9 protein-coding genes are annotated in these 12,465 nt (G+C 39.9%); all 9 read left to right on the top strand.

Annotation, left to right across the window (positions count from 1 at the left end):
• Position 1 precedes the first annotated feature (1 nt).
• The 9 genes from Q0983_RS00880 (at position 2) to Q0983_RS00840 (ending at position 12,383) form a co-directional block, all read left to right on the top strand.
• On the top strand, positions 2–1,450 hold the full coding sequence (locus Q0983_RS00880) for a glycosyl hydrolase family 28 protein (protein WP_299547313.1): 1,449 nt from the start codon (positions 2–4) through the stop codon (positions 1,448–1,450).
• A complete protein-coding gene (locus Q0983_RS00875; protein ID WP_299547311.1) occupies positions 1,440–2,492 on the top strand; it encodes a glycoside hydrolase family protein in 1,053 nt (350 codons plus the stop codon). Before Q0983_RS00880 ends, Q0983_RS00875 begins: the two co-directional genes overlap by 11 nt.
• Before the next feature lie 99 nt (positions 2,493–2,591).
• Positions 2,592–4,109, top strand: a complete 1,518-nt coding sequence (locus Q0983_RS00870; RefSeq protein ID WP_299547309.1) for an alpha-L-fucosidase — start codon at positions 2,592–2,594, stop codon at positions 4,107–4,109.
• A gap of 15 nt (positions 4,110–4,124) precedes the next feature.
• Positions 4,125–5,624, top strand: coding sequence for a sulfatase (locus tag Q0983_RS00865; RefSeq protein WP_299547307.1), 1,500 nt, complete (start codon positions 4,125–4,127; stop codon positions 5,622–5,624).
• A gap of 37 nt (positions 5,625–5,661) precedes the next feature.
• Positions 5,662–7,098, top strand: coding sequence for a sulfatase (locus tag Q0983_RS00860; RefSeq protein ID WP_299547304.1), 1,437 nt, complete (start codon positions 5,662–5,664; stop codon positions 7,096–7,098).
• 17 nt (positions 7,099–7,115) lie between these two features.
• Entirely contained in the window at positions 7,116–8,507 is a 1,392-nt protein-coding gene (locus Q0983_RS00855) for a Gfo/Idh/MocA family oxidoreductase (RefSeq protein WP_299547302.1), read from the top strand.
• A gap of 79 nt (positions 8,508–8,586) precedes the next feature.
• Entirely contained in the window at positions 8,587–8,760 is a 174-nt protein-coding gene (locus tag Q0983_RS00850) for a hypothetical protein (protein ID WP_299547299.1), read from the top strand.
• A 178-nt stretch (positions 8,761–8,938) separates the two neighbouring features.
• Entirely contained in the window at positions 8,939–10,711 is a 1,773-nt protein-coding gene (locus Q0983_RS00845) for an arylsulfatase (RefSeq protein ID WP_299547296.1), read from the top strand.
• A gap of 16 nt (positions 10,712–10,727) precedes the next feature.
• The gene (locus tag Q0983_RS00840) at positions 10,728–12,383 is read left to right on the top strand and encodes a DUF4038 domain-containing protein (protein ID WP_299547293.1); all 1,656 of its coding nucleotides are present in this window, start codon (positions 10,728–10,730) and stop codon (positions 12,381–12,383) included.
• Positions 12,384–12,465 lie beyond the last annotated feature (82 nt).

The raw sequence follows: 12,465 nt of genomic DNA, 5'->3' as shown, positions 1-12,465 counted from the left end.
AATGAAAGCAAAACTGTTAACGGCATTAACATTGTTTTTTTTCTTGGCACTTAGCGCTCAGGAGTATAATATTCTGGATTACGGAGCGAAAAAGTCACATAAAGAACTAAGCACTGAAGCCATTCAGGCAGCTATTGATGCTGCCCATAAAAATGGAGGCGGAACGGTGATCGTACCAAAAGGAACTTACGTTACCGGAACTTTGTTTTTAAGGAGCAATGTGACGTTTAAAATGGAAGCCAATACCGAGTTGTTTGGAAGTTCTGATTTAAAGGATTATGCCGAAGTACCTGTAGCCACAGAAGAACCACACTTTTCCAAATGCCTGTTTTATGCACATGGTCAGGAAAACATTACTATCCTGGGACACCCACGGTCCGAAATAAATGGTAAGGGCTATATGTTTAAACACAGCCCGGAGCGTCCTAAACTGTTTAGGATTGAAGCGTGTAAAAATGTACGTTTTGAGAACGCCATCATCAAGAATTCAGGTTCCTGGTGTATGTATTTCAGGGAATGTGATTCGGTTTTTATTCATAAAACTTCGGTTTATAATAAAGAGAATAGAAACAATGACGGTATGAATTACGACGGCTGCTCCAATATTAGGATCACCGATTGTAACCTTCAGGTGGAAGACGATGCTATCTGCTTAAAGAGTAGTGTAGATAAGGTGACCGAAAACATCTATGTTGAAAACTGCACGGTGAGTAGTTATTGGGCATCCCTAAAATTCGGAACCGCTTCAAAAACAGGCTTCAGAAATATCACGGTTAAAAATTGCCAGTTTTTTGATAGCCGACATGGCGCCATAAAACTATTGGCAGTAGATGGGGCTATCATTGAAAATGTTGAGATATCAGATGTGAAAATGTTCAACTGTGGCGGGCCTATCTTTCTGCGTTTAGGGAATCGTGGAAGAGACTATTCAAAATCCATAAAACAGGTTTATAAAACAGATGTCAAACCGGAAGGACGACCCGTGGGAAAGATCAGAAACGTGGTTTTTAAAAATATCGAGGGCCGCCTAACAGGACGTATTGACCCACCAACCGAAGGTATTATGTTAACCGGTTTACCGGGACATTACATTGAAGATATAACTATGGAGAATATCCATTTCTCCTATACCGGATTTGGCGATTTGAATGTTCAGGATCGTGTCATTCCGGAAGATGAAGCCCGCTACCCTGAACAACTGTTCTTTGGTGTCTTACCAAGTTATGGTATGTATTTACGCCACGTAAAAGGACTTAAGCTCAAGAATATAACTATGGAATTGAGAAACCACGATGACCGTCCGGCCATTGTTATGGACGACGTTTTGGATAGTGAATTTGAAGATATAAAATTTGATATTTCTTCCGGAGTTCAATCGGGAATAGTTTCAAAAAACACTAAAAACATTCAGCTAAAAAATATTAATCCTGTAAAAAATAATGACTACTGACAAACACAAAATATGGTGTTTGAGTTTAACCTTTTTATGCTTAACTACTATAGGTTATGCTCAAAAAAAAGACATACTAAAAGACTCCTGGATAACAAAAAGTCTTGCCGATAGGGGTGAATTTATATTAGAAACTAAAGACAGCACGGTTTGGGGTTGTGCTCCTATTTATGATGATGAAGGTAAGCTGCATGTATTTTACTCAACATGGGCCAAAGATGAGCATTGGTTAACCCATAGTAAAATTGGGCATGCTGTAGCAGACCATCCGGAAGGGCCTTATAAAAAATTAGGTATTATCATGGAAGGTAGAAAAGGGAAATGGGATGCGCATACCATTCATAACCCCAATATCTCAAAAGTGGATGGTAAATATGTGCTTTTATATATTGGAAATGATACACTAAAACAAGATAATTGGAGAACCAGAGCAAAAGCCGCTAATACACAGCGAGTTGGAATGGCTATCTCAGATTCACCTTATGGTCCTTGGAAACGATTTGATAAACCGGTAATAGAAGTTGCCAAAGACTCCATGGCCTGGGATGGGTATTGTACAGTTAATCCATCTTTTATGAAACACCCAGGTGGAGACTATTGGATTTACTATCGTGCATGGGACAGGCGTAATGATGATAGACGAAAAACAGGAGTAGCTATGTCAAAAACTCTGGAAGGTCCTTATGTAAAATATGAGGGGAATCCCATAATTGACTTCCCTGAATATGGTGGACAAACAGAAGATCCTTACATGTTTTATTACAAAGGAAAATTTCACTGTCTGATCAGGGATATGGGAAATTTTGATTGGTATAGCGGACTCTATTTAGAATCTGAAGACGGATTACAATGGGGCGCATATCAACGCGGACATCATAAAGGGGATCGTTATTTTCCGGTGTGTGAAAAATGTCGATATGAAAGGGTTCAAGTTCTATGGAAGGACGGACACCCCGAATATTTATTTAATGCCATAATGCGAGAAGGAAGAGAAAACAATGGCGCTGTACTTAAAATTGATTTATCAAAACTGAAAAAATAAGACATATGAAATGAGCCATAATAACTAAACGGTAATACCCACCGAAATGTTTAATGGCGAATTACATCTGACAAATAAAAAACAATAAAAAATAAACAGATGAAAAAAGCAGTATTTATAGTTTTAGTAATGATTCTTGCTTGCGGATGTGTAGAAAAACAAACGAATCAAGTTGTTAAACAAGAATCTAAGGAATACTACGAAGCCGATTGGAATTCGCTGCAAAAGCACGATACCCCACAATGGATGTTAGATGCCAAATTTGGTATTTATTCCCACTGGGGAGCACAGTCGGTAAAGCTTGAACTCGGACAAAACGATATGCCGGACCATGAAGCCATTCAGAATTGGAAGGGTGAAAAGTTTAATGCTAAGGAATGGGTGGATTTATTTCAAAGAGCAGGGGCTCAATTTGCAGGGCCGGTAGCATGGCATGTGAATGGTTGTTTGAATTGGGACAGTAAAATAACCGATTGGAACACGGCTAAAAAAGGCCCTGAAATTGATATATATGGCGAATTGGCCAGGGAGATAAGAAAAACAGATATGAAGCTTATGGCCTCCTTTCATAGTTCTACTCTTTGGGGGCCTATGAGCAAAACAAACCAAATCTATTTGGAACCCACAGGGAATTACAAAAGAAGGGGGAATACGCCCGGAGTGCATACGCCAGAAGGCCGTTATAATTCAGAATATTTAAATGGTTGGTTAGAGAGAATGAAAGAAGGTTATGAATTACACCAGCCCGATATGGTATGGGTAGATGTTGGTTTTGGAGGTACCGTTGGGCCTGAACTGAGAAAGCAGTTGGTTGGTGGTAAAGTGGTTGAAACCGAACGCGAGTTTGCTATTGATGGCATCCGTGAAGACATTCAAAAAGAATATATCAGTTCCTATTTTAATGCGGCATTAGACTGGGGCAAAGAAGTAGAATTTGTATACAAGAGTTTCGATATTCCTCCGGGAGTGGCCATGCGCGATATTGAGAACGGCAATCTGGATGGTTTGCAATTCGATCCCTGGATGGCAGATATCAACATGCAACAACATATTACCTGGCCCACAGTATGGTTCTACAATCCTGAAAACTACATCAAGGATGCCAATATATTAGTGGATATGTTGGTCGATATCACCTCAAAAAACGGTAGGATTTTATTAAATGTACCCCCTAAGGCCGATGGGTCTTTTGCTGAAAACGTTAAAGAAGAACTCTATAAAATAGGGGATTGGTTAAAACTGAACGGCGAAGCCATCTATGGTACCACGTCATGGACTATTTACGGCGAAGGACCGGCCTTTATCAAGAATGAAGGGCACCACGGTCAGGGTAAAAATAAAGGAACCGAAATTCCTAAATATACATCGGAAGATATCCGATACACGCAAAAGGACGGCGATGTATATGCTATTGTATTAGATTGGCCGGAAGCAGTATTGGATATCAAAGCCTTAGGTTACAACGGTAAATTGTATCCCGGAGAAATAAAAAAGATAAGCCTGTTGGGAAGCAATGCCGAATTGGAATGGACCCAAAATGCCGAAAGCTTGACTATTGTGTTCCCTAAAGAAAAGCCATGCGATTTTGCCTATGTGTTAAAAGTGGAAAGACATTAGATGCCTGGATGTAATATGAAACATGTTAAATGCACTTTTTTAGTCGTTTGTTTAGGTTTAACGTTTTTTTCTAACGCTCAAAAAAGACCGAACATTCTTTTTGCCATCGCTGATGATATGTCCCACGCAAGTGCTTACGGTTTTAAGTTTTTGAACACACCTAATTTAGATAAGTTGGCGGATACGGGGTTAAAGTTCAACAGGATGTATACACCAAGTAGTAAGTGTGCGCCTTCCCGTGCTGTTATATTAACAGGACGAAACCCCTGGCAACTGGAAGAAGCTGCCAATCACCAGCCAACCTGGCCTGTTAAGTTTAAAAGTGTGGTGGAAGTGCTAACAGATAACGGCTATTTTACCGGTTTTACGGGTAAGGGATGGAACCCCGGTATTCATCCTAAAGGCAGGAATCTAACTGGAAAACCTTATAACCAACTGGAAGTTGAGTCGGTGCCGGCTAAGGGCATCCATAAGTTCGATTATACAGGTAACTTCAAACAGTTTATGGAAGAAAAACCGAAAGATGAACCTTTCTTTTTTTGGTATGGATGCAAAGAGCCCCATCGTGGCTATGAATTTAAATCGGGAGTGAAACACGGTAAGGAATTCTCAGATTTGGATTTCCTGCCAACATTTTGGGGAGCGTCCGAAGCCATTAAACATGATATTCTTGATTATGCTATTGAGGTGGAATACTTCGATCGTCATTTGGGAAATATCATTGAACATCTCCGTGACATTGGGGAGCTCGAGAATACTATTATTATTGTTACTTCAGATAATGCCATGCCTTTTCCCAGATATAAAGGGCACCCTCATGAATTTGCGACCAGGGTTCCATTCGTGGTTAATTGGCCTGAAAGCATTGTTAAACCCGGAAGGGACGTAAATGAGTTTGCAAGTTTTGCTGACATAGCACCAACACTTTTAGAAATCGCCGATATTCCACGGGGAAAATTTAATATGCAGGAAATAGAAGGTAAAAGCCTATTCGATATTTTTCAAAATAAATCCGGGAAGCGAGATTATGTACTTACCGGCCGGGAGCGGAACGATTGTGTAAGGCAGAACGGTTGGGGCTACCCCGTACGCAGCATTCATAGGGGTGATTTTGTGTATATGTACAATTTTAAACCGGACCGTTGGCCCTGTGGAGAACCGGAAACGGGCTATAGGGATACCGATTGGAGTCCGACCAAATCGGTTACCCTGGAAGAAAAACCGGGAACTCTGATTTTCGATTTATGTTATGGGAAACGCCCTCAGGAAGAATTGTACAATATTGTTCAAGATCCGGAATGCCTCAATAACCTGGCAGAAGAGAAAGGGCATTCGAAACAAAAAGAAGCACTTAAAAGAGAACTTTTTGCCAAACTGAAACAACAGCATGACCCCCGTATGTTCGGCAATGGAGACGTTTTCGATAATTACGACCTTGAAAGACGAAATAAGAGTTATCTGGAGCTTGTAGAAACTGTAAAAAAGAAAGCCGAATCAAAGAAGCATAAAAAATAGTTTCAGTTGTTTAAAATTTAAAATTTAAAAATTGAATATGAATAGATCAATTATTCTTGGTGTTGTTTTATTAGCAGGACAATTAACATTTAGTCAGGAAGCCAAAAAGCCTAATATTTTATTTATAAGTATTGACGATTTGAGGGCTCAGCTAGGAGCCTATGGTCATGAGCAAATGATAACCCCCAATTTAGACGGACTGGCATCTCAGGGTAGGTTGTTCAATCGTCACTATGTGCAGGTGCCTACTTGCGGACCTTCCCGGGCCTGTATGCTAACAGGTAAAAACCTGACGGTCATTAGTGACATATCCCATCCGCGCCTGGCAAAACAATTGGCAGGTAAACCGGAGCCGGAATACCCCGAAACATTTATTCATCATCTGAAAAGAAATGGCTATTACACTGTTGGTATGGGTAAAATAAGCCATCAGGCCAGTGGACAATACAAAGGTGGTTTAGAACTGCCTCATAGTTGGGATAAGTTTGTTTTCGATCCAAATAACCCATGGAACCATGGGCTGTTGCATGCTTATGCCAATGGGCGAACGAGAGGGAAAGGGGAAAGATTGGCGTATGAATTTTTAGATGTTCCCGATGAAAACTATCCAGATGGCATGTTGGCAAATCAGGCCGTAGAAACTTTAGAGGAAGTTGCTAAAAAAGATAAACCCTTCTTTATGGCAGTAGGGTTCTTTAAACCCCATTTACCGTTCTGTGCCCCTAAAAAATACTGGGATATGTACAATGAAGATGATATAAAATTATCCCCAAATCCAGATGTACCACAAGGCGTGAGCAATGCATTTTTACACGATAGTTCAGAGTTTTTCGGACAGTATGAACATCCGGAAGCGGGAGGCGCAGGTAAACGGTTAACTGATGCATACGCCAAAAATGTAAGACGTGCCTATTACGCGTCGGTAACCTATACAGATGCCCAGGTGGGTAAAGTATTGACAAAGCTAAAAGACTTAGGATTGGACAAAAATACTATCATTGTAGTTTGGGGCGACCATGGCTGGCATCTGGGAGAGCATACCATTTGGGGGAAGCATAGCACTTTTGAGCGTGCTCTTAAAAGTACCTTTCTTGTTAAAACTCCAGACATGAAAAAACCGGGAATAGCAACCAATGCATTGGTGGCATCGGTGGATATTTATCCAACCATTTGTGAATTAGCGGGTGTAGAAAAACCCAAAGGCCTGGACGGTCAAAGCATGGTTACAATCCTTGATAATCCAAAAGCCAAGGGAAAAGATATGGTACATAGCTATTGGCGCAATATTATTAGTATGCGTGATGATCGTTACCGTATGGCCGTTTTTAAAAAAGAAGACAAACAGGAAGTCATGTTATTTGACCATAATAAAGATCCCAATGAGACTATTAATGTCGCAAATGAAAATCCCAATGTAGTGGCCCGGTTTGAAAAAGCACTTAAAAAAGTAAATAAAGGGTTCTTACCTAACTAGATATTAAAATTAATAAGATGAAAAGAAGACAATTTATAAGAAACGCTGCGGCAGCAGGAGCAGGAGCGGTGATCTTGCCTTCGTATAGCATTGGAAAGCTCGGAACCAGCGCAAATAGTAAACTTAATATTGCCATGATTGGTGCAGGTAATATTGCAGGAATGGCCTATGCGGGCTGTAAAGGCGAGAATATTGTGGCCATTGCAGATGTTGACTCCAATATGTTCGGTCAACATTTAGATAAGCATCCTGAAATTGCCAAAGCAAAGAAGTTTGAAGATTTTCGTGAGATGTTGGATAAAATGGATAAAGAGATTGATGCGGTGTGTATTAATACGCCGGACCATACGCATTTTGTGGCAACTATGCACGCTATGGAAATGGGTAAGCATGTTTGTACCCAAAAACCCCTGACTTATAGTATATGGGAAGCGCAAACACTTCAGAAAGCTAAGGCAAAATACGGCGTAGTTACTAATATGGCAGTTCAAGGGCATACCTTTGATGGTATTCGGCAAATGAAAGAATGGTATGAAGCCGATGTATTTGGACAAATTAGAGAAGTACACTCCTGGAGACCGGGACCAAATTTTGAAAAGGAATATCCGGGAAAAGCCGGGTACTGGCATAAAATGAAAACCTTCCCCCCTGAAGTACACCCAATACCCGATAATTTAAATTGGGATCTTTGGTTGGGGCCAAGGCCTGCAGACACCCCCTTTCACAAGTTCTATCACCCAAAAAGTTGGAGAGCGTATAATCAATTTGGTAACGGCATTTTTGGCGACTGGATGCCGCATATTTCAGATGCACCGGTGTTTATTTTAGACCTCTATGAACCTGTGGTTGTTGAATTAGAAGAAAAAGTTGGGGGCAATGCATGGATGTGCCCTGATGGAAATCGGGTTCGTTGGGAATTTAAGGAACGTGGAAGTAAAGCACCCTGCGTTTTCTATTGGTATAATGGTCCGGGAGGCAAAGCGTTTCGACCAGAAAAGCCTGAAGCGTGGACATGGGATGAAAAACTTCCCGGTGGAGGAACTCTCTATTATGGGGATAAAACGGTAGGGTATACCGATGTAAGATCGAACAATCCAAGGTTAGCTAATAAAGAGGAAATGTTGGCTTTTGAAGCCAAAGGATTCCCGACCGAGAAATATCCTCGTGTTAAGGGTGGGCCGTTTGCCGAATGGATAAGAGCCATTAAAGGAGAAGGACCGGAGCCAGGGGCGAATTTTGATTTCGCATCACCGTTTACGGTAATGATGTTATTAGGTGTCCTGGCGGCTAAAGTTGGCGGGAGAATAGAATGGGACCCTGAAAAAGGAATTACCAACAGGCCGGAGCTGAATAAATATGTTAGTGGGCCGGTACCACGCAAAGGGTGGGATTACGGTAGAGATCTTTAAAGCAAAGGTATGAGATTAAATGCTTTACCACTTGTTCTTGCGTTAGCGGTAGTTTCTTGTTTGGCGGTTAAAACAAAAAATGATTATCTGGAAAATTGTGAAATACGGTACCGGAGAACCTCAAATTAAAGAGTGGGAATTGTTTAATTTAAATGATGACCCCAAAGAGTCTAAAAACATAGCATCACAACATCCAAAAATGCTTAAAAAACTTCATGCCATGTTTTTAAAACAACGGCTAAAGGACAAATAAGGCAATATGGGGTTTGATAAAAAATAATAACAATCCCATTATATTAAAATTCAGGTATAAGCTTTGTATAGTTTCAATCTTCAAAAGACTTTGTCATAAGTTGTAGTTTTAAGGCCATATATAATGGATTTGTACAGGTTTTATGACTAATTTGTGAATTCTTAAAAGCTACGAGTTAATGAAAATAAAGGTTTTGTTATTGCTATTGGTGTTGGCCGTAAACAATTGGATGTTTGCCCAAACCAAAACGCGTCCAAATGTCATTTTAATTTTAACAGATGATCAGGGTATAGGGGATTTGTCCTGTTATGGGAATCCCTGGTTAAAAACACCTAATCTGGATGCATTTTACAAAGCGTCCGTAAGAATGGCTGACTTTCATGTAAGTCCGCTTTGTACACCCACCAGGGCAGCTATTATGACGGGGCAATATCCAATCAATAACGGTGCCTGGGCCACCTTTAAGGGGCGTGATGCTTTATCTGAAAATGCCATTACCATGGCTGAAGTGTTTAAACAAAACGGTTATAAAACAGGACTTTTTGGAAAATGGCATTTAGGGGATAATTATCCAACCAGGCCAACGGATTGTGGTTTTGATGTGGCTGTTCATCATTTGGCAGGTGGTGTAGGCGAACTATCCGATTACTGGGGGAACAGTTATTTTGATGATGTGTTTTATGTAAATAACGAACCCAAACAATTTGAAGGCTATTGCACGGATGTCTGGTTTAATGAAACCATGAAATTCATTGATAAAAACGCAGAGGAGCCTTTCTTTGTGTACTTGCCAACTAATGCACCACACGATCCCTTGATTGTAGACCCGAAGTATGCTGAGCCCTATAAACATTTGGAAAGCGATAAGATCATTGATGCCAATCTTTATGGCATGATCGCCAACATTGATGAGAATTTTGGCAGGTTCTATAAGTTTCTAAAGAAAAAGAACTTATTGGATAATACTATCCTCATTTTTATGAGCGATAATGGTACTAGGTTCGGGTACAGCCCGGATGGGAAACTAGGCTATAATAAAGGTTTTGAAGGTATCAAAGGTTCTAAATTGGAAGGTGGGCATATTGTACCATTTTTTATCAGATGGCCTAACGGTAATGTACAGGGTGGAAAGGATATACATAATTTGGCTGCTCATGTAGACTTGTTACCTACGTTGGCATCAATGTGTAATCTTAATTTACCCAGAAAAGCAAAACTTGATGGTATCGATTTTTCACCGGTATTGACCAATGTGAATGCCAATTTGCCGGAACGGTCCGTTTTTGTGCATCATAGGCAAGATTGGCGACAGCCAAAGGATGTTTCCGAAACCTGCATCATGAAAGACCAGTGGCGCTTGATAAATGGAAAGGCACTTTACGATATTGTGGCGGATCCCAAACAAAAGAACAATGTGGTCAATGAATATCCGGAGTTGGTAAGACAACTCTTAAAGGACAATATGAGGTTTTTAAAGGAGACCAAAAAGAATCCGGAGTACCACGAACTGCCTATACATGGAGTTGGTAATGCCGCTCAAAAAGAAATCAAGTTAACCATTCAACACGCCATTGGTGAAGATGGTGGTATTTGGAAACCGGAACAGGTCTCAGCCGGTATGAAAAATACCAATAATACCTATGCTTTAAAAATCGAACAAAGCGGGGAGTATCTAATTTCATGCATGCGATGGCCTAAAGAATGTCCGGGACCCATCCTTGGCATTCCAAAAGAGAATCCGAAAAATTTATACGATTATAAAACAATCAACCCCCATAAAGTCAGGATCCGTATTGCCAATCAAATGATTGAAAAAGACATTCAATCAAAAGATGAGGCTGTGACCTTTAAGGTGTATCTTCAAAAGGGGAAAACACTTTTGGTTACCGATTTTATAGAAGGCAAAAAAAAATACGGTGTCTATTATACCTATGTCAAATATTTAGATTAGAACTATTATGAACAGAATGACTCGGTTTTTAGTATGGGCCCTGTTATTGGGGCCATTGGGATTTGCCCAAATTAAAGTCTGGAAGGCTCCGGGAACCATTACCTCCCAACAATGGCAGGTCAATGATTTGGTGTATATAGCAAAACAAAAGGTTGAAAAACCATTCCAACAGGAGGTTTATGCTATGGTTAGATCAGAAGAAGGTGAGCAAAAAGTCCCGCTCTTTTATAACGGTGGTAACGAGTGGGTGTTCCGGTATTCCAGTTCAAATACCGGAAAAAAGTCTTTTGTGATTCAGTCGGATATTAAAGGTCTCAAAGGGAAGAAGGGGGCAATTAATATCACTCAAAATCAGAAAAAAGATCGGCATGGAGGCATTGTTCTAAGCGACGATAATAAAAGACATTTCTTTTATGAGGATGGGACCCATTACTTCAATTTAGCCTTTGAGTGCGATTGGTTATACGCCCTGGATTATGGTAATAAAGATTTGCCCAAAACCAAACATTTACTAGGCCTGTTAAACAAGAACGGTTTCAATCAAATTGTGATGAACGTATATGCCTATGGTTTGGATTTTGATTGGGTAAGGGATAAAAACTTGCTGAAACATCCGGAGCATAATTATGGCGAACGAGAAGATATTTTTCCGTTTCTAGGTTCTAACAGTAATCCGGATTATAGTGCCTTGAATATGGGTTTCTTTAAACATTTCGATCAGGTAGTCGCTCAAATGCACGAACATGAAATCATAAGCCATTTAATGATTTACGTATGGAATAAGCGTGTAGCCTGGCCGGAAGCTAGGTCTGAAGCAGATAATATGTACTACGATCATGTAATTAAAAGATATCAGGCATTTCCTAATATAGTTTGGGATGTATCAAAAGAAGCAACCAACAAGATAGCGGTTGCTCAAAATAAAAATGTTGTTGAACATATTTTAGAGCGAACTAAACGTACACGTGAATTAGATAGTTATGATCGTTTGTTATCTGTTCATGCTTATAGTTTTTGTAGAAAATATAAAGATGAAGTAGATTTTATTTCTACTCAGGATTGGAAATTATCGCTACATGAAAGTATGCTAAGTGCTTATAAACAGTTTCCTGATAAGCCCATTTTCAACATTGAACATGGCGGGTATGAAGAATCACCCTATGAGATCTTTCCCGGAGGTTATAGCAATGCCGAAGCCTGTTTAAGAAGAAACTATCTGTGTTTATTTGCCGGAACTTATACTACCTATTATTGGCAGGGAACCTCCTGGAACGCTATTATCCATAATCCTTTTGAGCAACCGGACGATGTCTACAAACCCAAGTTCGAATATTTCAAATACATGCGGGATTTATTTAAAACCGTAAACTTTGAAAACTTTGAACCTGTAACCAAATATAATGTTAGGTCATATAACCTAACCAATTATAAGGAAGGCGTCGTGATGCAATACATTCCTAAAGAAGTGCATTCTGATGATATAAAACGACAACTGGATGCCGAGTTTGATTACTCGAATGCGACTCGACAGTGGTTTAATACCCTTACGGGAGAATTCTCAAAAGAAGAAAAGTTAGTCTTTAAGCATAAATATGGATTCTGGGATGAACGCCCCTGGAGGCACGAGGCCGATGTTATTTTCATAATCAAAAATTTAAAGCCCAAACAGTAAAAATATAGTTGTGCAAAAGTTGTGCAAAACCTTTGCAAAAAAAATATTGATGGATTTTTTCAATAGATTTACTTGTTAGCAA

Origin of the sequence: Seonamhaeicola sp. (assembly GCF_028281565.1) — a bacterium.
Classification (GTDB): domain Bacteria; phylum Bacteroidota; class Bacteroidia; order Flavobacteriales; family Flavobacteriaceae; genus Seonamhaeicola.
This window is presented reverse-complemented; position numbering and strand designations above follow the sequence as displayed.